The 24,343-nt window shown below is 36.1% G+C and carries 22 protein-coding genes; 6 read left to right on the top strand and 16 right to left on the bottom strand.

The genetic code is table 11. The features are described 5' to 3' along the window. Nucleotides 1-14: 14 nt before the first annotated feature. The 5 genes from ACFVQC_RS11300 to ACFVQC_RS11280 all read right to left on the bottom strand — a co-directional run bounded on the left by ACFVQC_RS11300 (nucleotide 15) and on the right by ACFVQC_RS11280 (nucleotide 4,863). A complete protein-coding gene (locus tag ACFVQC_RS11300; protein WP_002149679.1) occupies nucleotides 15-734 on the bottom strand; it encodes a (Fe-S)-binding protein in 720 nt (239 codons plus the stop codon). Nucleotides 735-900: 166 nt separating this feature from the next. Further along, nucleotides 901-1,590 carry a FadR/GntR family transcriptional regulator gene (locus ACFVQC_RS11295; protein ID WP_256416076.1) on the bottom strand — a complete coding sequence of 230 codons (690 nt, stop codon included), beginning with the start codon at nucleotides 1,588-1,590 and terminating at the stop codon, nucleotides 901-903. A 229-nt stretch (nucleotides 1,591-1,819) separates the two neighbouring features. Beyond that, nucleotides 1,820-3,220: a sensor histidine kinase gene (locus ACFVQC_RS11290; RefSeq protein WP_088098832.1), complete on the bottom strand. Its 1,401-nt coding sequence runs from the start codon at nucleotides 3,218-3,220 to the stop codon at nucleotides 1,820-1,822. 3 nt (nucleotides 3,221-3,223) lie between these two features. Beyond that, nucleotides 3,224-3,895 (bottom strand): response regulator transcription factor, encoded by a 672-nt coding sequence (locus ACFVQC_RS11285; protein WP_002126137.1) that lies wholly within the window; start codon nucleotides 3,893-3,895, stop codon nucleotides 3,224-3,226. Then, entirely contained in the window at nucleotides 3,892-4,863 is a 972-nt protein-coding gene (locus ACFVQC_RS11280) for a YncE family protein (RefSeq protein WP_377890642.1), read from the bottom strand. Before ACFVQC_RS11280 ends, ACFVQC_RS11285 begins: the two co-directional genes overlap by 4 nt. 136 nt (nucleotides 4,864-4,999) lie before the next feature. Between ACFVQC_RS11280 and ACFVQC_RS11275 the strand changes: the two genes are divergently transcribed. The 4 genes from ACFVQC_RS11275 to ACFVQC_RS11260 all read left to right on the top strand — a co-directional run bounded on the left by ACFVQC_RS11275 (nucleotide 5,000) and on the right by ACFVQC_RS11260 (nucleotide 10,256). After that, complete coding sequence (locus ACFVQC_RS11275) at nucleotides 5,000-6,115, top strand: CdaR family transcriptional regulator (protein WP_377898387.1); 1,116 nt, start codon at nucleotides 5,000-5,002, stop codon at nucleotides 6,113-6,115. A gap of 117 nt (nucleotides 6,116-6,232) precedes the next feature. After that, a complete protein-coding gene (gene glcD, locus ACFVQC_RS11270) occupies nucleotides 6,233-7,645 on the top strand; it encodes a glycolate oxidase subunit GlcD (protein ID WP_341307346.1) in 1,413 nt (470 codons plus the stop codon). Further along, nucleotides 7,642-8,970, top strand: a complete 1,329-nt coding sequence (locus ACFVQC_RS11265; RefSeq protein ID WP_377890647.1) for a (Fe-S)-binding protein — start codon at nucleotides 7,642-7,644, stop codon at nucleotides 8,968-8,970. The genes glcD and ACFVQC_RS11265 overlap by 4 nt, the downstream gene beginning before the upstream one ends. Before the next feature lie 455 nt (nucleotides 8,971-9,425). Further along, nucleotides 9,426-10,256, top strand: a complete 831-nt coding sequence (locus tag ACFVQC_RS11260; RefSeq protein WP_377898386.1) for a CAP domain-containing protein — start codon at nucleotides 9,426-9,428, stop codon at nucleotides 10,254-10,256. A gap of 35 nt (nucleotides 10,257-10,291) precedes the next feature. Here ACFVQC_RS11260 and ACFVQC_RS11255 read toward each other — a convergent pair whose 3' ends face one another. The 11 genes from ACFVQC_RS11255 to inhA1 all read right to left on the bottom strand — a co-directional run bounded on the left by ACFVQC_RS11255 (nucleotide 10,292) and on the right by inhA1 (nucleotide 23,428). Beyond that, a complete protein-coding gene (locus tag ACFVQC_RS11255) occupies nucleotides 10,292-10,897 on the bottom strand; it encodes a DUF1648 domain-containing protein (RefSeq protein ID WP_377890651.1) in 606 nt (201 codons plus the stop codon). 91 nt (nucleotides 10,898-10,988) lie between these two features. Continuing rightward, on the bottom strand, nucleotides 10,989-11,912 hold the full coding sequence (locus ACFVQC_RS11250) for an RluA family pseudouridine synthase (RefSeq protein ID WP_377898385.1): 924 nt from the start codon (nucleotides 11,910-11,912) through the stop codon (nucleotides 10,989-10,991). 100 nt (nucleotides 11,913-12,012) lie between these two features. Next, nucleotides 12,013-12,429, bottom strand: a complete 417-nt coding sequence (locus ACFVQC_RS11245; RefSeq protein ID WP_377890655.1) for a histidinol dehydrogenase — start codon at nucleotides 12,427-12,429, stop codon at nucleotides 12,013-12,015. Between the two features lie 101 nt (nucleotides 12,430-12,530). Continuing rightward, entirely contained in the window at nucleotides 12,531-14,723 is a 2,193-nt protein-coding gene (locus ACFVQC_RS11240) for an MMPL family transporter (RefSeq protein WP_377898384.1), read from the bottom strand. Between the two features lie 110 nt (nucleotides 14,724-14,833). Beyond that, nucleotides 14,834-15,481 carry a phosphatase PAP2 family protein gene (locus tag ACFVQC_RS11235; protein ID WP_377898383.1) on the bottom strand — a complete coding sequence of 216 codons (648 nt, stop codon included), beginning with the start codon at nucleotides 15,479-15,481 and terminating at the stop codon, nucleotides 14,834-14,836. Between the two features lie 60 nt (nucleotides 15,482-15,541). Further along, nucleotides 15,542-16,591: a polyamine ABC transporter substrate-binding protein gene (locus ACFVQC_RS11230; protein WP_002149695.1), complete on the bottom strand. Its 1,050-nt coding sequence runs from the start codon at nucleotides 16,589-16,591 to the stop codon at nucleotides 15,542-15,544. Nucleotides 16,592-16,629: 38 nt separating this feature from the next. After that, a complete protein-coding gene (gene potC, locus ACFVQC_RS11225; RefSeq protein WP_002149696.1) occupies nucleotides 16,630-17,430 on the bottom strand; it encodes a spermidine/putrescine ABC transporter permease PotC in 801 nt (266 codons plus the stop codon). A 6-nt stretch (nucleotides 17,431-17,436) separates the two neighbouring features. Further along, nucleotides 17,437-18,285, bottom strand: coding sequence for a spermidine/putrescine ABC transporter permease PotB (gene potB, locus ACFVQC_RS11220; RefSeq protein ID WP_002126118.1), 849 nt, complete (start codon nucleotides 18,283-18,285; stop codon nucleotides 17,437-17,439). Then, nucleotides 18,282-19,265, bottom strand: a complete 984-nt coding sequence (gene potA / locus ACFVQC_RS11215) for a spermidine/putrescine ABC transporter ATP-binding protein PotA (protein WP_377898382.1) — start codon at nucleotides 19,263-19,265, stop codon at nucleotides 18,282-18,284. The genes potB and potA overlap by 4 nt, the downstream gene beginning before the upstream one ends. 236 nt (nucleotides 19,266-19,501) lie before the next feature. Next, a complete protein-coding gene (locus ACFVQC_RS11210; RefSeq protein ID WP_377898381.1) occupies nucleotides 19,502-20,887 on the bottom strand; it encodes an aldehyde dehydrogenase in 1,386 nt (461 codons plus the stop codon). 153 nt (nucleotides 20,888-21,040) lie between these two features. After that, a complete protein-coding gene (gene inhA1, locus ACFVQC_RS11205; protein WP_377898380.1) occupies nucleotides 21,041-23,428 on the bottom strand; it encodes a M6 family metalloprotease immune inhibitor InhA1 in 2,388 nt (795 codons plus the stop codon). Between the two features lie 341 nt (nucleotides 23,429-23,769). Here inhA1 and ACFVQC_RS11200 point away from each other — a divergent pair, with 341 nt between their 5' ends. Next, complete coding sequence (locus ACFVQC_RS11200) at nucleotides 23,770-23,904, top strand: anti-repressor SinI family protein (RefSeq protein ID WP_113937743.1); 135 nt, start codon at nucleotides 23,770-23,772, stop codon at nucleotides 23,902-23,904. Nucleotides 23,905-23,983: 79 nt separating this feature from the next. Next, nucleotides 23,984-24,307 carry a helix-turn-helix domain-containing protein gene (locus ACFVQC_RS11195; protein ID WP_002064339.1) on the top strand — a complete coding sequence of 108 codons (324 nt, stop codon included), beginning with the start codon at nucleotides 23,984-23,986 and terminating at the stop codon, nucleotides 24,305-24,307. Nucleotides 24,308-24,343 lie beyond the last annotated feature (36 nt).

The following is a 24,343-nucleotide window of genomic DNA, read 5'->3' as shown; positions in this document are numbered from 1 at the left end:
CTTATGTTCCCCCTTCATGAGCGACTATTCAAGACCTCAGCAATATGCATTACTTTTACTTCTTTTCCTAAACGCTCAATACGTCCGCCAATGTTTAACAAACACCCACAATCTGCACCGATTAAATAATCTGCACCTGTTTCCATTACACTATCTACTTTTTCATCTACCATTTGCTCAGAAATTGGAGTCATCTTAACTGAAAACGTTCCCCCAAACCCACAACAATTTTGCACGTTTGGCAGTTCTCTCACAGTTAATCCTTTTACGTTTGATAATAAAATTCCTGGTGCCTCTTTTACTCCAAGCAGGCGTGTCATATGACACGATTTATGAATAGTAGCTATTCCTGGTAAACTTGCACCAACATCTGTAACTTTTAAAACATCTACAATAAATTGTGTGAATTCATATGTTTTATCAGCAACCTTTTGTGCACGTTTAGCCCACTTCGGATCATCTTTAAAAACATGCGGATACTCATGAAACATTGTCGCACAAGAGCCAGATGGTGTAACGATATATTCTGCATCTTCGAAAGTTTCAATCATATGTTTCATCGCTTCTTTTGCTGCTTCTACATGGCCGCTATTATAAGCAGGCTGACCACAACAAACTTGTGCTTCTGGAAATTCAATTTCACAACCTAAACGCTCCAATACTTCAACTGTTGCTTTGCCGACGTTTGTTTCAAACATATCGACTATACAAGTAACAAATAAAGTAACTTTCATAACTATAATTCCCCCTCATTACAACTTCGCCAACAATCATATGGTCATCAGATGACTAAGATTAGAAGAAGTAGGCTCAACCATGGCCTATCCTCTCCCTCTTCTAAAGAAAACGTTTACTTAATCTCTCTATTTTATCAGAAAATTAGAATTTTAAAAGATTAAATTACGAATTTATATCGCTTTTACCTGTGACAATATGTTCTACATTTGTTAAATGATTTAGCATTGCTTGCTGCGCTAATTCCACATCTTGCTTTAACACCGCATTATATATAGATTGATGCTCTTCTAAAAGTCGTTCTGATGTTGTTTGTTCACCATATAAAATAATGCGTCTTGATTCACCAATCGTTTCAGCAATCATCTCTGAAACATGATTCATCAGCTCAAGTAAGATGTTATTATGCGAAGACTCTGCAATTCCCATATGGAACTGAAAGTCTGCTTTTTCGCCAGCCTTTTCATCTCCAATGCTCTTTGCCATTTCATCTAACCAATGCTTCATATTTTGTAAATTAGCTTCCGTACGTTTTGCCGCTGCCGCTCGAACTGCCCCCACTTCGAGCACCTTCCGTACTTCTAATAAATTCAAAATATCCTCTTTCTTCATTAATAACTTGTTATTTAGTGATTTCGTTAATGAAGAAGGATCGAAATTCCTTACATATGTACCTTCTCCTTGTTTCATTTCAATTAAGCCCATTGCTCTTAGCGCACTTAGCGCTTCACGAACAGCAGATCTGCCAACTTGAAACTGCTCAGCTAATTGATGAACAGGAAGTAGTTTGTCACCAGGTTTTAACGTACCATTTTTAATCATTGTTAAAATAGCTTCAGATACTTCTTCGTAAATTTTTTTCGGTTTAATAGATTTGTACTCCAGTTAAATCACCTCAGTATCTTCCAAACAACAATTGTAACGTTTTATAAGAACTTAGCATCCATAACTATTTTAGAACGAATTAGTAAGAAGTACAAATGTTTTGTTCATAAAATAGTCAATTTTTTGATATTTGTTTAATATTAATTAATACATTTACGCGTAACTATTTACCTTCAATATGAAGAGCATATTCCAAAAGTTAGAATATGCTCTCCTCATCTTGTGCTTTTAATTTAATAATAACTGTCGTTCCCTTGCCTTTTTCACTTTCTATTCTCCACTCACCATCATGTATATGAACAATTTGCCTTACAATTGCAAGGCCTAAACCTGTTCCACCGTGTTGACGACTTCTCGCTTTATCTACTCGGTAAAAGCGTTCCCCGAGATTTTCTAAATGCTCTCTATCAATACCTATTCCTGTATCTTTTATGTGCAATTCACAATAATCATCAATTTGCTTTAATGTTATTATGATATCCCCGTTTTGATTTGTATAACGTATCGCATTATCTAACACATTATGAAGTACTTGTTGCATACGATCCTCATCAATCATTACGATAATTTCAGGATTTAAATTCGTTGAAATACGAAGTTTTTTTTCTATAAACTGTAACTCGTACGTATCTAGTACATCTTCAATAAGCTGTGAAAAAACGATAGGTTGTTTCTTTAGGGGAAAGTGTTCACCTTCTAGCTGCGCTAGATCTAATAAATCATGAACGAGGCGCTGCATGCGACCTGCTTCTTTATGAATAAGTTGCGTTACTTTTTCCTGCTGCGGCCCCTTCGCTACACCGTCTAAAATAGCTTCACTATATCCTTTAATATAACTAAGCGGTGTTCTAAGTTCATGCGAAACATTAGCTAAAAATTCCTTACGCTTTACATCTTCTGTTTCTAAAGAATTTGCCATTTTATTAAAAGCTTTTCCCAATCGTCCAATTTCATCTTCTGAAGAAATTGTAATCCGCTCTGAGAAATCTCCAGTAGCCAAATGATTTGCAACTCGTTCCATTTGCGAAAGCGGTCTCGTAATAGCGATAATAATTTTTCTACCAATCCATATTGTAATTAAAATCATTGCAAGTGCTAACGGCGCTAAAATAAGACCCATATCAAATATTAAGTCTTTTATACTTTTTAAAGGAATATAAGAGTATACAATACCAACTAATTTTTTATTATCTAAAACAGGGATGACAACACCCATAATATTACGATCAAAATGTTCTTCATACCCTATCTTTGTCACAGTTTTCCCATCTAATAGCGCCTGTCTATCCCCTTCACTTATAAGAGAATGATGGTGAACATCAAAAGGCAAACATGCGCTTAAATCACGCGGATTGTATACGAAAAGGACATCTGAACTAGATATTTGATCATACGCCCTTACTTTCTCTTCAAAAGTTGATACTCCTTCACGTTTATCATATTGCGTGGCAAGACGTTTCCCTTCCATTACTAATGAATCTTTTAAATTATCAACGTATAACTTTTCATATGAGTATAAAGATACAAAATAAAGAAAGGAAACTGTTACACATACTGCACATACTACTGTAAGCCAAAGCTTTTGTACCATCGTAAACATACGTTACACCTCAAATTTATAACCTACACCCCAAACGGTTTGAATGTAGTTTCCACTTTCTCCTAGCTTTAGACGCATCGTTTTCACATGCGTATCTACCGTTCTTGTACTTCCTGCATAATCATATCCCCACACCTTTTCAAGCAATTGTTCCCGGCTAAATACTTGTCCATTATGTTGGCAAAGAAAATATAGTAAATCGAACTCTTTTACCGTAAGAGGAATCGTCTCACCATTCGTCTCGACCCTCCTACTTTTTTCATTAATAAGAATCGGTCCAAATTGAATCTCTTCTTGCTGTTCTTGCTTTGTATATCGTCTTAAAACAGCTTCCATACGAGCAATTAGTTCACCGGGACTAAATGGCTTTACAATATAATCATCTGCTCCCATACGTAAGCCGTTCACCCTATTCCACTCTTCACCTTTTGCTGTTAAAAATATAATAGGTACATCCGACGTTTTTCGAATCTCTTTACAAACTGAAAGCCCATCCATCTCAGGCATCATAATATCTAGTACAACGAAATCATAATGATCCGTCTCTAATTTTCGAAGTGCCTCTTTTCCATTTTCAGCTTCTCCCCACTCGTATCCGAAGTTATCTAAGTACATTCCGACAAGTTGCCTCATATCACTTTCGTCATCTACGACTAGCACGTTATATTTACTCATTGTCCTTCCCCTTCTCTCTCTATGAGTTGAAACGGTCCTTTTCCGACTTTAATTGTTTGTTTTATTTTCATATTCTTCATATCCATTACGCATACTTCATCGCTATCATAACTAGCTACATATCCTTCTGCACCGCTTTTCAAAAATGCAAATGGATTAGATCCTACTTCTGCAAATCCTACCTCTTGATACGTACTTGCATCAAACTTTCTAAGCGTATTTGAACCGTGACTTAGCGCATATACATACTTATCATCCTTTGTTATATTCACAGGCATAAACGGAGCATGTAAAGAACGCATCATCTCTCCGCTCTGTAAAGAATACACTAATACTTTCTCATTCACTTGACTTCCATCACCATGTCCACCAATCCATATTTCTTTCCCATCAGCGCTAACCGTCGCTCCTGTTGATGCTGGCGGAATCATAAAGGACTGTATCACTTCTTTTTTCTTTGTATCAATAGTCGTTAGCTTCGTATCATAAAAGTTGAGTACAGATAACTGGTTATGATGCTCTACCATCGTTATCGGCCCTTTTCCTGTTGAAACACTCCCTGTCTCTTTTCCTTTTATCGTAAAGAACCTTACCTTTTGTTCATTTTGATCGGCAGCAAATAAATGTTTTCCATCATCTGATGCGATAACATTAGCAATTCCTTTTCCAGTCTTATATTTGTCCACTTGTCTTCCTTCTGCTAGTGAATATACATACATATATTCTAATTGCTTACCATAAACAAGTATTTCCTCGCCATTTGGAAGTAGCGTAACCCCCGCAATCGGCTCATTTAATTCCCATGTTGTTAATAGCTTCTTTGTTTTTTTATCAATAAAACTAATACTACCTTCCTTTATATTTGTTGTTATAATAACACTTTTATCTTTAGTAATCGGTGTATACAGACTTCCTTGACACCCTACTAATAGAAATAAAAAACAGAGAAGAAAAACGTACTTTCTCAAAAGATTCCCTCCATCTTCGGATGATTTCGTTATAATTGTAAAATAACAAATAAATGTGTGGAAAATGTGAAATCTTCCTTTATTAATAAACTTACATATATAATGTACAACAAATAGAATTTGAGGTGTGTAAATTATGCTTTTTCCTGATTTAGCGAATAAAATTGTACGTGAAGTACGCAGATTAATTACTGAAAACATTATTATTATTAATATACAAGGCGTTATTATCGCAAGTACAGATGCGGAAAGAATCGGTCAATTTCATGAAGGTGCACTCCGCTGTTCGAAACAAAAGAAAACTGTCATTATTACAAAAGATGATGAACGACGACTGCAAGGTGTAAAAGCTGGTATGAATCTTCCTTTACTATTCCATGACGAAGTAATCGGCGTGATTGGAATTACAGGAGAACCTGAAAATATTTCACAATACGGAGAAATATTACGTAAGATGACCGAATTATTAATCCATGAAAACTACTTTTTAGAACAACTAGAACTTGAGCACCGTTCTTATGAAGCATTTGTCTTTGATTGGCTTCAAAATACAGACTGGTCTCCAAGTTTTCTCGATCGTGCAAAAACGCTTGGCATTGATTTATATAAGAAGAAACAACTTATTTTATTATCAATCGCCCAAGATAATACGATGCTCCAGCGTAAAATTTGGCAACATATGCGCAACATTTTAGCAAAAGAAAATTTATTTGTTCGCTGGGGAAATGATCGGTTTATTTTGTTTACAACAATGCAATCCAAAGAGCAAACCTTTCAATTTTTAAAACGGTTAAAACGAGACTGTGAAACTTTATTTTCTATTACTTTATATATCGGGATTGGACAAACAGTTACACCAAGCAATATGACCTTATCGTACGAACAAGCATTACGCGCCCTTTCAGTATCACTTAAAACGAAAGAAATTGTATTTAATGAAGATTTACGTTTAGAAATGTGCTTACAAGATATTTCTACTGAAACTCGGGAACAGTTTCTAGAGCGTACCATTGAAAACTTAGTATCATCTCCTGAGCTTATGCACACTTTACGTTTATTTATCGATTATAACCAATCTTATAAGCAGACAGCTGAGCAATTACATATACACATTAACACATTGCATTACAGGCTAAAAAAGATTGAAGAACATACAGGACTTGACCCGAAACAATTCAAAGATTTAAATATTTTATACTTCGCACTCCTCTTATTAGATAATCATACAAAAAATAACGATAAAACAGATTAATCTTTAGATGATTGTACATAGAAAGAATCCCCCGACTTTTTTATCATTATAATGAAAGCACTGTTAAAACGTTTTTTACTATGACGAAATACGTTAACAGTTTGAGGGGGATTTCCAATGTTAGAAAAGCAAATTATTGATTCATTCGTATCTATTGTTGGTGAAGATAATGTAGATACATCCAATATGGGACGTTTAACTTATAGTTATGATGCCACTCCAAACTTCCAAGCGATGCCTGATGCAGTCATTGCTCCTCGTAATACAAATGAAATAGCCGAAGTGTTAAAAGTGTGTAACACTCATAAAATCCCTGTATATGTTCGCGGGTCTGGAACAAACCTTTGTGCTGGAACGTGTCCACTTGAAGGTGGTATCGTCCTTATTTTCCGCCATATGAACAATATTTTAGAAATTGACGAAGAGAATTTAACAATTACTGTACAAGCTGGCGTTATTACACTTGATATTATTAAAGCAGTAGAAGAAAAAGGTTTATTTTATCCACCAGATCCAAGCTCTATGAAAATTTCTACAATCGGCGGTAACATTAATGAAAACTCCGGCGGATTACGTGGTTTAAAATATGGCGTAACACGTGATTATGTAATGGGGCTTGAAATTGTCTTACCGAACGGCGATATCATTCGCACTGGCGGTAAATTAGCAAAAGATGTAGCTGGTTATGATTTAACTCGTTTATTTATTGGTTCTGAAGGAACACTTGGTGTTGTTACGGAAGCTATATTAAAACTTGTCCCTATGCCTGAAACGAAGAAAACGATGCTTGCGCTATATGAAGATATTAATGAAGCTGCTCGAGCTGTTTCTGCTATTATTGCAAATAAAATTATTCCGGCGACACTTGAGTTTTTAGACCAACCAACAATTGAAGTTGTAGAAGAGTTTGCACAAATCGGTTTACCAACTGACGTCAAAGCAATTTTATTAATTGAACAAGATGGCCCGCCCGAGGTTGTCAATCGCGATATCGAAAAAATGGCTAACGTTTGCCGTGCTATGAATGCGGTCGATGTTCGCGTTGCAAAAGATGAAGCCGAAGCAGATGCGCTTCGTACAGCACGCCGTAGTGCACTATCAGCACTTGCAAGACTAAAACCTACGACAATATTAGAAGATGCAACTGTACCACGTTCACAAATAGCTCCAATGGTTGAAGCTATTAATGCAATTGCAAAGAAATATAATATTCCTATTTGTACTTTTGGTCATGCTGGTGATGGCAATTTGCACCCAACTTGTATGACAGATGCCCGTAATGAAGAAGAAATGCACCGTGCTGAACAGGCTTTTGCTGAAATATTTGCGAAAGCGATTGAGCTTGGTGGCACGATTACTGGTGAACATGGTGTTGGCGCGATGAAAGCTCCTTATTTAGAAATGAAATTAGGTAAAGAAGGTATTGCTGCTATGCAAGGGATTAAACAAGCCTTCGACCCAAACAACATTATGAATCCTGGAAAGATGTTCGCGAAAGACTCTCGTAAAAGAGTGGTGGTTGAGCGATGACAACATTAAATAAAGAAAAAATTCAAAAGGAATTTAAAGAACGATTAAGTGAAGATGAACTATTAAATTGTATGCGATGCGGTTTTTGTTTACCTACTTGTCCTACTTACATTCAATCTGGATATAAAGAATCACATTCACCACGCGGTCGTATCGCATTAATGAAAGCCGTCGTAGATGGTTTAATTGATCCAGATGAAGATGTTGAAAATACTTTAAATGTTTGCCTAGGCTGCCGTGCTTGTGAGCCCGTTTGTCCATCTGGTGTTAATTATGGACATTTATTAGAAGAAACTCGTGACATTATTAATCAAAACAAAAAATTCTCAGTGCCCGTGAGAGCTGTTCGTAAAGTCGTTTTTGAAGGACTATTCCCGCATCAAAACCGAATGAGAACACTAACAGGGCTAATCGGATTTTACCAGCGTTCTGGTTTACAAACGCTAACACATAAAACGGGTATTATGAAGTTATTCCCTGAAACACTTGCAACGATGGATCTCGTTTTGCCAAAAGTCCCTAAAATGAAAGCAATGAAAGATCGTCCTGAATTTTTACCTGCTGAGGTGGCAAAGAAGAAACAAGTTGCATTCTTCACAGGTTGTTTAATGGATACGATGTTTTTAGAAACAAATAACGCAACGATGAAACTTCTTCAGTTAGCTGGTTGTGATGTCGTTATTCCGAAAACACAAAGTTGTTGCGGAGCATTACACGGACATGCTGGTGAAAAAAGTGGGGCAAAGGAATTAGCGAAACGAAATATACAAGCGTTCGAAGATTTACAAATCGACTATATCATTACGAATGCAGGTGGTTGCGGAGCTTATCTCGTAGATTATGATTATTTATTAAAAGATGATCCTAAGTGGGCTGAACGAGCAAAGCAGTTTATTTCTAAAATTAAAGATATTACTGCTATACTAGTAGAATTAGATTTCCATAAACGTACTGACTTACGACTCACGCCGCAGATCATTACGTATCAAGATTCTTGTCATTTACGTAATGTTATGCGAACATCTTCTGAGCCTCGTATGTTACTAGAGGCCATCCAAGGCTCAACATACCGTGAAATGAAAGATGCGGACCGTTGCTGTGGTTCTGCTGGTATTTACAATATTGTTCATTCAGAGTTATCAATGGAATTTCTAGATTATAAAATGGACCGTGTGCATGAAACAGACGCGGCGACAATTGTTACTGCAAATCCAGGTTGTCTATTACAAATGAAATTAGGTATTGAACGAGAAGATCTTTCTCATAAAATGAGAGGAATTCACATTGTAGATTTATTATTAGAAGCAATTGAAACCAACTCGTAACATACGTAATAATAGGAAAACGGCTATCTCCTTCGTCTATGTAAAGAGATAGCCGCTTTTTTGTCTGCTACAACATTAAAAATATGTTACTTTATTATAAAAAAGAACAACAGAAACATTACAGTTTTGTAAAAATCAATCCAGTATATTCCTCAATAAAATGCTAAAACCATTGATACAATAGGATTCTTCATTTTCGATTTAGGTAGATTTATCCAAAAACACCCTCTTAAAACCAAGTATAAAAATGCTAGAAATTCCTTTTACACTCTATGTTTCTCTCATTTCTACCCTTTTCTCCTCTTAGGATAAATTAGGTAATTTCGAAGTCTATGAATTTTTTTCCATCTTTTTTCTCGCAAATTGTATGCTACGATGGATTTGTCAGTCAGACAGGCTGTCAAAAATAAATCGTGTGAAAACAAATTAAAACTTTATATAGGGGGACACACATCATGAAAAAGCGTGTTTTATTATCTGTAGCTGCTGCAACAGCTCTTACTTTAGGAGTATCTTCTTTAGATGCACAAGCTGCAACAGTACAACCATCTAACATAAAGGTTCAAAATATTCAGCATCCAAAGGTAATGATGAAGCAAATGAGCCAACAAGAATTACAAGCATTCTTACAATCTATGGGAGTTGAGTCATTAGCACAATGGAATCAAGGTCAATTCCAACAAGATTGCTTCATTCCTGGTCAACAGCCTACTGAAAATGTTGTAACTGAACAACCAACAGCTAAGCCAGAAGCTCAAAAGCCTGCTGAGGAAACTCAAAAACCAGCTGAACAAAAGCCTGCTGAAGAAGTTCAAAAACCAGAAACTCAAAAACCTGCTGAAAATAACAATACTCAAACTGAAACACAAAAACCTGCTGAGCAAAAGCCTGCTGAAGAAGCAAAATCTTTAAGCGAATTCGAACAACGTGTTGTTGAATTGACAAACGCAGAGCGTACAAAACAAGGCTTACCAGCATTACAAATCGATACTGAATTAAGCAAAGTAGCACGCATTAAGTCTGAAGATATGCAAAAAAACAACTACTTTGATCATAACAGCCCTACATACGGGTCTCCGTTTGACATGATGAAGAAATTTGGTATTTCTTATACATCTGCAGGTGAAAACATCGCACAAGGTCAACGTACACCAGAAGAAGTTGTACAAGCTTGGATGAACAGTGCTGGACACCGTGCAAACATTTTAAATAGCGGCTTCACTCATATCGGTGTTGGTTATGTAGAAAGCGGCAACTACTGGACACAACAATTTATTACGAAGTAAACATAAAAAAGAGTCTTCTCCTAGAAGACTCTTTTTTATGTTTCATAGCTTTCTAATATGTATGCGTATAAAATGTAGAACATAAACAAAATAGACCCGCAGCTTATTACACTAATTAACAAATAAAATCCCCACTTCAGGCTCAAAAGCAATGAAAATAATATGCTGCATGCCATCCCTTGAAAGATTCGCCTACTAACTAAACGGATTTTTTGTAATTTGATCGGTTCTTTCTCTCTATCCTTCACCTTTTTAAACACTTTACTAAACATAAAAAGAAACATACTAATTCCAATTGTTAGTCCTGTCTGAAAGGATATAATACTTCCCAAATTAATAAAGAGAATTAGTATATGGACAAACATCATAAATAAAGTAATACTCTTTATAAATCCACTTATAATGAAATGCTCTCCTTCATTAAACTTATATATATTATGTGAAATAACATATACTAATCCATGTAAAATAATAATAAGGACAGGGATAAATAATACGACAACTTGTTTACTCATAAACTCGTTCGCTCCACCATTCTCATTCCAATGCACTGCCATACGAGTTGGTAAATATGGATAAATACATAGAGTAAGTGAAAGACAAGCGAAAAATATCCCTAGCATATATTTATATTTGATCAAGTAATTCTCACCTCTCTTTTCTCTTAACGGCTTCGCCTCTTTTAGAGAAATCCCTGCAAAAATCTACCTTTTTCAACTTTAAACTTACACTTTACCCATTTTCTCTTTCAAATTTTTTCATTACATCGTTTAAATTTGTAGGGAATTGTACTTCAACTTCGATCTCTTCTTTCGTAATCGGATGCAAAAAATTAATCTTCATCGCATGCAACGCTTGCCCGGACATATATGTTGTTTGCCCACCATATAATACATCCCCAACTAATGGATTTCCATTATAGCTCATATGAACGCGAATTTGATGCGTTCTACCGCTTTCTAACTGTAACGTTACGAGCGTCGCATTTTGTTTTTTAAAATATTTCTCTACTTTATAATACGTTATAGCTTGGTCTCCCTTTGGAGAAACACGGCGCCTTGTAGCATGATGTCGATCTCTTCCGATGGCCGCGTCAATTGTCCCCTGCTTCTTTTTTACTCTTCCTTCAACAAGTGCCGTATACGTTCTTTTGATTTTCCGTTCCATTAATAAACGATCCATAATTGCACCCGCAATTCTATGTTTTGCGAATACAACACCACCTGTCGTATCTTTATCTAACCTATGGATATGACGAACCTTCGTCTCTAAACCTTGCATTTGAAAATGAAAAGCAACAAGATTGGCAAGTGTTCCCGTCCCATTTTTTTCAGAAGGATGTGTATCCATTTGCTCGGGCTTATTTACAATGAGTACGTGATCGTCTTCAAACACTACATTTAATTCACCATATTCCGGCTCTACGCCGTACTCCTCCTCCATAAACATATGAACTTGTAACTTATCTCCTTCTTTTAAAAGTTCATTCCATCTCCTCTGTTCTCCGTTAACCGTAACACCTTTTTCCATACGAAGCTGATGTAATAACTTTTTTGGTACTTCCCATTCTACTTTTAACAACGACTCAATACTTATACCATTCCACGTCGCCGGAACCGTAATTTCACACCATTCGCCCTTTTTCTTTGTTTCCATACTATAATCACCTTATTTCTATTGATTCTCTCATTGTAACGGAAAACATACTTTGATGCACCGTCAAAAATAGAGGACAGTCTTATAATCGACTGTCCCCTCACGCTCTAAGCCTTTTCATCTCCTGCAACACTTCTTCAGCTTTTTGTTCATACGATAAATCTTTAAAGAAATCCGCCAATTTTTTATAGTCGTTGTACGTATCTAATAAGTCGTCTATCTTCTCCACTTTCATAACTTGCTGTTTTTGCTTCATTTTTACTGGATAACGATACCCCGATACTTCTTGTATTTTGTAATACTCATCCTCTACTTGAATGACCTTTACAATTTCCTCTTCTTCCGCATCCATCGTATACCCGTCAAATTCTCTAAGTAGTTCATAAATAATATGAGTCCATTCATCTTTTGGATAAAACCCTTTTTCCAACCGATAACCGACAATGCGATACATATGTCCATCGTTTTCAGCAAATTGTACTGTATCATTTAGCTTAAACTTAAAATAACGAAACATTGCCTTCACCTACTTGTATGTATTGTTCTTATCACATACTATTTACAAAATATAGGCCCTGCTATTCATAAAAAAATACTCATCTAATAGATGAGCATTTTTTACGATGATTTTTCCCTTTTCTTTCGGAATGGTAACCACCAGTTCCAATCTCCAAACAACTTCATTAAACTTGGTACGAGCATAAGACGAATAATTGTTGCATCAAGAAATATCGCTAACGCAACACCAATTCCCATTTGCTTTACTGGTAAAATATCGGTAAAGGCAAATGCACCGGTAACAACAATCATAATTAAAGCAGCCGACGTAATGATACGACTTGTAGAGACAAGCCCTTCTAGCGTTGCTTTATCATTATCTTTCGTCTCCTCATATAGCTCGTGAATACGTGAAATAAGGAATACTTCATAATCCATACTAAGACCAAATACGAGACCAAAAATAAAGATTGGTAATACAAATAGAACTGAACTTTCCTCTAATCCGAAATGCCCACCTTCAAATAACCAAATTACAATTCCAATTGTTGCGCTTAAACTAAGTACGTTCATAATAATCGCTTTAATTGGAATGAGTATAGAGCGGAATGCGAATAATAAAATGACAAAGGTTGATCCAAATATAACAGACATACCAATTGCAACTTTATCTTTAATTTCATCTTCCAACTCTTGTTGGAACGTTGTCATCCCGCCTAAATAATAAGTAACATCGTTTTCTTTATAATTCTTTTTGAAATCACGAACCCATTGTTTTGCAGTTTCTGTACTTGGTTTCGTATCCAAAAAGACTTCCATTGTTGTTTTATTTCCTTTCGTATACGCTTCAAATACAGGAGCTATTTTCGCAGCTTCTGGCGACTGCAATATTCCAGCAACTTGATCTGCTTTCATTCCATTTAGCCCGTCATATACACTTTTTACCTTATATACTTGCTTGTCATCTTTTAACTTTTGAACGACATCTTCTACCTTTTGTAAGCTTTCTTTTTCTGTTATATCATCCTTCGTCTCTACTACTAAAGTAACATCGGCGTGTGTTTTGACAGTCTTATTAAAGGCTTCTTCATACTTCTCAAATGCAACTCTCGTATCACTCTTTTCAGGTAACGCTTCAACACCAGGAAACTGCAAGTTAGCTGTACGTAGCGGTAATAAACAAATAACAATAAATGTTATAACAACAATAATCATGACGATTGGATGTTTCATTACAAACTGTGCAAATTTACGCCATACATTTGATGGCGTAGGCGCCGCCTGATTCTTTTTCAATATCCTTTTACCAATTAGAGATAATAGCGCTGGAAGAAGTGTGAGCGAAAACAAAATGCTCATAATAACGACAATCATCCCGCTAATGGCAACAGACTGAATATAGTCTATCTTAAAGAAAAATAAGCCTGATAAACCGACGAATACACATAACCCTGAAAATACGATAGCACGCCCTGCCGTTTGATACGTAATTGCTATCGCTTCTTTCACTGTTCTCCTCGCAACTTCCTCTCGAAAGCGATTTACAAATAACAGTGCAAAATCAATTGATAATGCGAGCCCAATCATCGGTGCAACATTTAACACGAAAATAGATAACTCTTTATCAACGCCGATAAAATATAAAATCCCCATCGTACTAATTACACTTAATATCCCATTTAAAATCGGTAAAATAGACGCAAGCAGACTACCAAATGAGAATAATAGTACGAGAAAAGCAATAGGTAAACCGATCATCTCTGCTACTTTTAAATCATTTTGTGTTCTTTCATTAATCTCTTGATTAATTTTCGGATACCCTGTCGGTGTTACTTTTAATACTGCACTACTTTCTTTCTTGATTTCATCAGCGAATTGCAATGTCTTTTCCATTCGATCTTTATTTGTTTTCCCGGAAAATAAAATCGTCGCATAACCGATATCATCTTGTAACATCTCTTTATTTTGCATTGGATGATGAAAAGATTCGTATGTTTCCTTCTCTTGAATTTGATTTATTATCCCCTCTATGCGCTTTTGGAAATCCTCATGCGAAGTATCCTTTTCCTTCTCAAAAACGAGTAAAAGTGTATCTTGAGACTGCTTAAAATCTTTATCTAAAATTTCTTTCGTCTTTTGATAATCCCCTTCTGTTTGGAAACCATCACCGCCCAATACTCCTGGAAGTTTTGGAGCAAAAGTACCGAGCACTATCGCAAGTAATAGTAATGCTACGATTACTGTATAACGAAATTGATACAGAAAAGTTCCTATCTTCCCCCACTTATCAATTTTATGTACATTTGTCTTCACACATTTTCACCTACTTTATATAATTCACTTATCATTTATACTGTATCACATCTCCATATAAACAAAAAACGTCTAAAAAAACTATAATTATAGTTTTTTTAGACGTTTTTCTATCTCTCGTTATTAAGCTGAAGCCTCTCGGTAAGTAAACGATGACAATAAATTGCGATGATTAACAAAATGCCACCTGCGCAGTAACCTGCTAAAATATCAGTTGGATAATGTACATTTAAAATGACTCTACTTAATCCAATCAATATAATTAATATGCCCATTGAAATCGTAATACCACATTTCCCAGCTACACTCTTCAAATTGGCAGCAATGATATAGGCAAGAAAACCAAATGTCATAATAGATAGCATTGCATGTCCACTTGGGAAGCTATATCCAAGTGCGTCAAGTGCCTCGTTTAATGATGGACGGTCTCTTTTTACAATTGCTTTTATCCCTTTATTAACAAGATGTGTCGTTAATATAGCCATTGGATACACGATCATAGCAGCATAATAACGTTTTTTCCAAAAAACGAGCAAACTTATAATTAGTGTCGTTATAACTCCAATTGCAGATCCTAACTTTGTAAAATATGTGAAGAATGTAATTGAGCTTTCTGTTTGTAATCCTTTTACCATCTCTCGGACATATGTATCCACTGCTGTAACTCCGCTTGCTTGTACTCTCCAAGCGATAATGCCGAATAAAGCAAGTAATAAAATCATACACATGAACTCATATCGATGTAACTTTTTCTTCAAACGATTTCCTCCTACTTATGAAAAAATGCGATTTCTACTTTAGAAACCGCATTTTCTTACTTATTTACCTTTTGTTTTCAGCTCTGTCCAGTAGCGATCGTAGTCTTTTAACTTATCGTCTACATCAACAAGCCATTCTGTACGATCTAATTCTTCTTTCGTTAAGAAGATCATGTGATTATCACGATATTCTTTACTATGAAGAGGATAAGCTTTTTCATTTGGATTACTGTAACCAATTGACTCGTAGTTTTTCACACTTACTTTTTCATCTAATAAGTAATTCATAAACTTCTCTGCAAGTTCTTTATGTTTCGCACCTTTTGGAATCGCTAACGTGTCAGCCCAAATTGTGCCGCCTTCTTTTGGTACAACGTATCCTACATCTTTATTGTCTTTCGCGATGAATGCTGCATCTCCAGACCAAACTGTCCCGATCCAAGCATCTTCTGTAATGAATTTTTGTTTAATGTTATCTGTATCGAATGCTAATAAGTTTGGAAGTAGCTTCTGTAAATCATTTGACGCTGTCTTTAACTGTGCATCCTCTTTCGTGCTATTAGAGAAACCGTTTTTCTTAAGTCCCATTCCTAATACTTCACGAGAATCATTTAATAAAGTAACATGTCCTTTATATTTATCGTTCCATAAATCCGCCCAGCTTGTAGGTACTTCTTTCACATACTTTTTATTGTATGCAATGCCTGTTACACCCCAAGTATATACTAGAGAATACTTATTTTCTGGATCAAACGCAGGTGTTTTAAAGTTAGAAACAAGATTCTCGATGTTCGGAATGTTCTTCTTATCTAAAGGTGCTAATAAGTCCATCTTCGCCATCGTTTTCACCATGTAATCAGATGGCTGAATTAAATCATATGTCGCGCCACCAGCTTGTAATTTCGCAAGCATTTCTTCGTTACTTGCATATTTATCATAGTTAACTTTCACGTTATATTTCTTTTCAAAATCTTTTAAAACTTGCTCATCAAAGTTGTCAGCCCAACTATAAATATTTAATTCTTCTTTCTTCTCACCACAGCCCGCAAGTACACCTGCAACAAGGCCGAAGCTAATAGCTGCGCCAGCTAATGTCTTCATCAATTTCATTGATTTTTTACCTCCTCGTTCTTTCTATATCATTCGTATTATAAAGGAAGGTGTCCTCCAGAGTTTTCTTCACCGTCTGCACCTTTATTACGGAAGATTTCCGATAGCACCATTAATCCTACAATTACAACAATTAATATTGTAGATAGAGCATTAATTTCAGGGGATACTCCGCGCTTAACCATACTATAAATGTATAATGGCAATGTTGTTGATCCTGGTCCTGATACGAAGAAACTAATTACAAAATCATCAATCGATAATGTGAATGTTAATAATGCGGCTGAAATAACTCCTGGTGCAATTGCTGGAAACGTTACATAACGAAACGTTTGCCACGGCGTTGCTCCTAAATCGTTTGCAGCCTCTTCTAAATCACGTCCCATACCAGAAAGACGTGCCGCTAAAATAACAACAACAAATGAAATACTGAATGTAATGTGTGCAATAATAATTGTTGTTTTTCCAAGTTCCATACCTAATTGACTAAATAGGATAAGTAAAGATAATCCCATTAAAATATCAGGAATTAAAATTGGTAAATATACAAGGCCGTTAATGGCCCCTTCAAAACGATATTTGTAACGGTGTAATGCAATAGCAAAAATCACACCAAGAACTGTCGTCACAATTGTCGTTATAAGGGCAATCGTAATACTATTTACAAACGCATCAATAACATCTTGTTTTTGAAATAAATCTGTATACCAATGGAGTGTAAAGCCCTCCCATTCCGCATTAATGCGAGAATCATTGAAGGAATATACCATTAAAACCATCATTGGAAAATACAAAAACAATAAGATTAACCAAGAATAAGAAACTAAAAACTTCTTCATTTTTGCCTATTCCCCTCCGTTTCCATCATATTTATATACTTTCGTTGCACGATAATATAAGTAAATTAACAGAACAGAGAATAGAACAACAATCATAGATAACGCGGAACCAAACGGCCAGTCACGTGAACCTAAGAATTGGTTTTGAATTACGTTTCCGATTAATGCTACTTTCGATCCACCCATAACGTCTGATACAACAAACATTCCGATAGAAGAAACGAATACTAAAATAGAACCAGTTGTAATCCCTGACATCGTCATCGGTACTGTTACATTCCAAAATGCCTTTACTGGTGTTGCTCCTAAATCATAAGCTGCCTCTAGCTTACGCTTATCAAGCTGCTCAATTGCTGCATACACTGGTAAAATCATAAATGGTAATAAAGAATATACCATTCCGAGTATTACAGAAGGTGTATTATACAACAGATTTAAAGGTTCACTAATAATACCTAATTTCAATAGCAATGTGTTTACAAGTCCTTGTGAACGTAAAATAACAATCCATGCGTATGAACGAACAAGAAAGTTAATCCAGAACGGAATCGTTGCTAATAATAGAAGGATAGAACGATATTTACGATCAACAATTGTAATTGTATAGGCAAATGGATAACCGATTAATAAACATAGTACTGTAGTAATAACAGCTATCTTCACTGTTTCCCATAACGTCCCCATATATAATGGATCAAACACACGCGCTATGTTATCTAATGTAAATTTCATCTCCACTGTCCCGTATGCTCCGCGCTGCATGAAGGCAAATGCTAATACGAACAGAAGTGGAATTAGGAAGAAGAGTAACAGCCATACGACTGTAGGTAATGCGAGTAATTTCCCTTTCTTCAATTTAAGGTCACCTCGTCCTCTTGCCCCCAGCCTACATATACATTATCCCCAATGCTCCACTGCGTTGCTTCTTCAGCAGTTTGGTATGCCATTAGTAATTCCGCTGTTTTCTCCTCACGTACATATAGCTTTTCCATATTTCCAACAAATTCAATATCTTCAATATGCCCAAGGTGGTATTCTTTTAAAATTGGCTCTTCAACCGAGCGAACTTTTACATTTTCAGGGCGAACTGCTACGTAGTTTTCCCCATTTTTTACGATATTATTTTCACCGATGAACGTCGCAACAAACAATGTTTTCGGCTTATTGTAAATTTCTTTAGGCGTGCCTACTTGTTCGATATGCCCTTTATTCATAACGACAATGCGATCACTCATACTCATCGCTTCTTCTTGATCGTGCGTTACATATATGAACGTAATTCCTAAATTACGTTGTAAGTTTTTCAATTCACGTTGCAAATCTTTTCTTAACTTAAAGTCAAGCGCTCCAAGTGGCTCATCTAATAGTAATACACGTGGGTTGTTTACAATTGCCCTGGCAATCGCTACACGCTGTTGCTGTCCACCAGAAAGCTTCGTAGGTTTACGATTACGGAACTCCAGTAACTGCGTTAAACGCATTGCCTCTTCCGCACGTTCTTTCTGCTTTGTTGCTGATACTTTTTGCATTTTCATACCGAAACAAATATTTTTTTCAACATTCATATGTGGGAATAGTGCGTAATGTTGGAACACTAAATTCATATGACGCTTGTATGGCGGCAAATCGTTAATCTTTTCATCATCTAATAAAAGATTCCCTTTAGTTGGCGTTTCAAATCCTGCGATCATACGAAGTAAAGTCGTTTTCCCGCAACCACTCGGTCCTAAAATTGTTAAAAATTCTCCTTCTTTAATATCTAAAGAAAGAGGGGGGATAATCACTTGATTTCCAAAATGTTTTTCTACTGCTTCAACTTTAATAATCTTTTTCATTTTCCCGTCCTATCTACCTTAAATTTTAATTTTTATATTCATGAATAAATATTTATGTTCTATAGACTATTTTTTGTTTCGATCCAAACAAAAATGGTTGTTTAGCAGCGTTCTCTTCTATTCTTTATGTAGTATGTTTGATTCATTTTCGCATAATACATATGTCGAACAGAAAAACCCCTTCAGTTGCGAAGGGGTTTTTATCATACGGCTACGCCTACTGATAAACACCATCATCATTTTAACAACTTTCGTATGAATTTTAAAGCACTTTTTGTAGAAGAGTAACGAATTTTCATATCGAATGCTGTAGATTGGGACAAAATGCTTTTATAATGGGAAAAAGTCCGAAAACTTTGTTCACCATGATAGCTGCCTAACCCACTGCTTCCAACGCCCCCAAAAGGTAAATATGGCGTTGCAAGATGATATACGACATCATTTATACATCCTCCGCCATATGAAATATTACTCGTCACTTTCTTTTGCACTTTTCTATCTTCAGAAAATACATATAGTGCTAACGGCTTTGGATGGTGCTGAATCGTTTCAATTACCTCTTCTATTTTGTCATATTCTATAATTGGTAAAATCGGCCCAAAAATTTCATCTTCCATAACAGCACTTTGCCATGTAACATTCGTTAACACTGTAGGCTCGATGTGTAATGTTTCTTTCGTATAATTCCCGCCAATCACAGGTTTACCGTCTTGTAAAAATGTACATAAACGTTCAAAATGACGCTCACTTACAATTCGCACATAATTGTCATTTTGCAAAGCATCTTTTCCATATTGCTCTGCGATTTCATGTCTTAATGCCTCGATTAACTGCTCTTTCACTGAAGAATGAACGTACATATAATCAGGCGCTACACACGTCTGCCCAGCATTCAAAAACTTGCCCCAAACGATACGTCTTGCGGTTACATCTAGCTTTGCATCTTTATGTACAATACATGGGCTTTTCCCGCCAAGCTCTAACGTAAGAGGCGTTAATTTTTTCGCCGCTGCTTCCATCACAACTTTTCCGACACCAACACTACCTGTAAAGAAAATATAGTCAAACGGTTCCTTTAAAAGTGCAGTGCTTTCCTCAACACCGCCTTCCACTACCGATACAAGCTCTTCTGGGAATAATTCACCTAACATTCTCGTAAGCACTTTTGAAACGTTTGGCGTTAACTCTGACGGCTTTAAAACGACTGTATTGCCAGCTGCCAATGCTCCTACGAGTGGTGCAATTGCTAATTGAAACGGATAGTTCCACGGTGCGATAATAAGCGTCACACCATACGGTTCTGGCACTACTTTCCCCTTCGATCCAAAATGAGTAAGAGCTGTGCGAACACGCTTTGGTTTACTCCAAGATGAAATATGCTTCATTTGAAAAGAAATCTCTTTTAGTACATATCCAATTTCTGTTGTAAATGATTCGTGAACTGATTTATTCAAATCTAATTTCAACGCTTGAAAAATCTCACCTTCAAAACGCTGAATCCCTTCATAAAGCTTCTGCAAATTATTCTTTCTCGTCTCTACACTTCTCGTATGTCCTTTATAAAAATATTCCTTTTGTTTATTTACAATAGAGGAAATACTCATTCGCTCACCTTCTCCCACTATTTTTATCCAATTCTTTCATTATTTATATAGACTTCATATGTAACAAATTTCTATTCTTAAAGTTACATTATATATAACTTTTCCCTTTATATAAAATTCATTGCTCACAAAAAAACTACCGAAAGAAAATCTTTCGGTAGTTTTACTGTATTAACGATATAAACGAACAGCACCTGCAGAATTATCATCAGCTTGTCCTACTACTTCAAACTTCAGGCCAAGATTCGGTAAAATACGTCCTGCATCTGGAATCTGCTGATTAATATACGCTTTAGAATCATCAAACTTCGGTACGCCCGCTAAACCATTGTACGTAAACGTTCCACGCGTTGGAGATACAACTTTCCAAGCTGGCGTTTTATCGAATGAGAACGCCGCATCAGCGATTTGGAATCGTGTACTACTCTTAACTGTTGGTTTACCATTTAAAGTTCCTACAATTGCTTCTGGGTGAGAATCAACTACACCAAGGAAACCGTGTCCTGGATGTACACCCACCCAGTTATCTGTGTAAGCTGAATCCGCATACCATACCACCATACCAGTGTTATATTCTGGACCACGCGCAAATTTCAATGCTTTATCTGCACCAGCATAGTTTCTCCACTCTACATAGTAGTTATGTTTTTTCTTCTCCGTTCCATTAGATACAACAAAACCATTTAATTTAAATTGTGGTGTACCTTCTGCATCATCAGAGAATGCAACTTTACCGTCTACTGTTAATGACGCATTATCAAGAGCGAATCCGTTTAACGCTAAACCACCATCAGTAATGTAATCAAATGTTAATTTCACTTTCTTACCTTTGAACTGACTTAAATCATATGATTTATCAATCCATTTTCCATTTGTCGTAGCTGCATTTCCACTATTTGCTTTCTCACCAATTCTTTCAATTAACGTTTGTTGACCATCTTCTGTTACAGCGTGTACTTCAAGGAAATCGTACTCTGCTTCGATTTCATACAATGATTTGAAATCAAATTTCGCAGTCGTTGCTTTTGTTAAATCGAACAGAGGTGTTTCCATCTTTGTATGAAGATCGTCACCTTTTGTGCTGTAGTAATACTGTTTACCAAATGCAGGCTGAATTCCTTTTACATCTTTATCTGGTAAGTTAACACGAATCAGACCTGGACGATCTGACTTCGTAACACTTTGGTCTAAATATGTTGCAAGACCGATACCTTTATTTAATTTCTCGTAATCTACTTCTACGATGTTCGCCCAGTTACCACCGATTGTTTTTTGGAAAAACTCTTTATTTTGCGGTGAAAAACTTGTTGGCGTTGTTCCAGCGATTTTACCAGCCCAGCTGCCGCCACTCATAATAGACCAAGCTTCAACCGGTTCACCCTGACCGCTATATTGTGTATCATACTCATCCGGAAGACCTAAATCATGGCCATATTCATGTGCGAATACACCAACCGCGCCATCTTCTGGTTCAATTGTGTAGTCGAATGCTGCCATATTTCCGCCCCAATATGGAACTTTCGCTTGTGTACCTTCAATCGGGAATGGTTTTGGTCCAACTGTCCAGCGATGTGACCAAATTGCATCATCACCTAATTTACCACCGCCTGCTTCTTGTCCAACACCCGCATGAATAATCATTAAGTGATCGATTAAACCGTCCGGTTGATTTTGATTTCCATCACCATTTACATCGTATTGATCGAACTGATCAAACTGTGATAAATCAAGACCGCTATCTACAGCTGCTTTTAATGCATCTTTTACTAGATCACGTGGTCCTTTTGGCCCTTTATTATCATGACCTGTAGCAGCATCTGCACCGTAATCAGCAGCTTTACCAGGAACTGTTAACCATTTTGTAACCGTTCCATCTACTGTGTAGCTACCACCAGATTGCTCTTCATAGTATTGTTTAAACGTTTCAATTTTGCTTCCATCATCCAATGTAAACGGCTCATTACCGAATAACATTTTTTCATAGTGCTCTTTATTAAAATCGTTCGAATACATATAGCCAGGCTCTTTATCAATATTGTTATGTTTGAAATCAGCATACTCTACAAGTAAAACGAGTACTTTGTCTTTACGCACTTCACCGTTATATCCTTTTTGTTTTGCTGGTGAAGTTGGTACTTTACCATTTAAGCCCCCTTTAACTGGACCTGTTCCTGCTGCAGTCCCGTTTGCTGGTTGCTCTGATTTTTCTTTCGTTTCTGCTTTCGCATCTTTCACTTTCTTTAAAAAGTCAGATGCATCTTTCGTAAGTTGGTCCCCATTTGTCGCTTCTTTTCCAGGATTTTCACCCTTTTTCTTCTCTACATACTTTTCGACAGCTTTCTTTGTTTCTGTCTCTGAAGCCGACGAATCAATTACCCCACGTTCTTTTAGCGCATTTGCTAATCTCTCTTCTGGGATTAAATGATCATCAACTGGGCTTGTAGCTGTTTTATCCCCAGGCGTTTCTGCATACGCAGACTGGCTTCCAGCGCCAAACGAAAGGCCTAAAGCAGCTGTCAAAGCAATTGTTGATAACACTTTAAATGGTTTCTTTATCATCCCTTATTTCCTCCCCTAATATAAAATATGTATTACATATTTTATTTTATTAAATATTCAATATTTTTTCAATATTTAGTCACATTATGTAATTTTTTTAATATATTTGTAAAAATTTCATAGTTAGTATACGAATATATCACAATTCAACAATGTTTTCTGAAAATATTGAAAAGTTTCGACTGAAACCTTATAATTTCCATAGAGGGAATTTAATGGGGATTTTATCTTTGTTTCATCTACACAACATTCGATAATTTGATACATAAAATATAAAATTCGATTAATTATCGTCTACTATGTAGCAGCAATTATGACCAATAATTAGGGAGGAATTACATTTGTACAAAGATAAGGCTGACTCACTAGATCAAGAATGGATTGATTTAATACTTGAGGCTCTAGATGCTGGCATTGCCCTGCAAGATATTGAACACTTTTTCCAACATATGAAGCATACGAGCCAGGCTCAATAGCCTCGTTCTTTTTAACGAAGTTTATGTTATAATAATCACATCATAAGACGACTACATATTGATAGAAAGGTGCGCAAATATGATAGGAGAACGTATAAAACGCCTTCGTTTACAAAAGGGCATTTCACTAACAGAACTCGCCGAAAAAGCTGGTGTAGCTAAATCTTACATTAGTTCTATAGAACGGAATTTACAAAAAAACCCTTCCATTCAGTTTCTCGAAAAAATTTCAGCTGTTCTACAAATTCCAGTTGATACGTTACTTCACGATGAAACAACAACAGAAAGTCATCTAGACTCCGAATGGACACAACTCGTTAAAGATGCGATGAGCTCCGGTGTCTCAAAAGAACAGTTTCGTGAATTTCTTGAATTTACACAATGGAAGAAAAATCAACAATAATACATATGAAAGAGTGCTTAAAACGGGCACTTCTTT

Source organism: Bacillus sp. NPDC057893, assembly GCF_042796455.1.
In the GTDB taxonomy this organism is placed as follows: domain Bacteria; phylum Bacillota; class Bacilli; order Bacillales; family Bacillaceae_G; genus Bacillus_A.
This window is presented reverse-complemented; position numbering and strand designations above follow the sequence as displayed.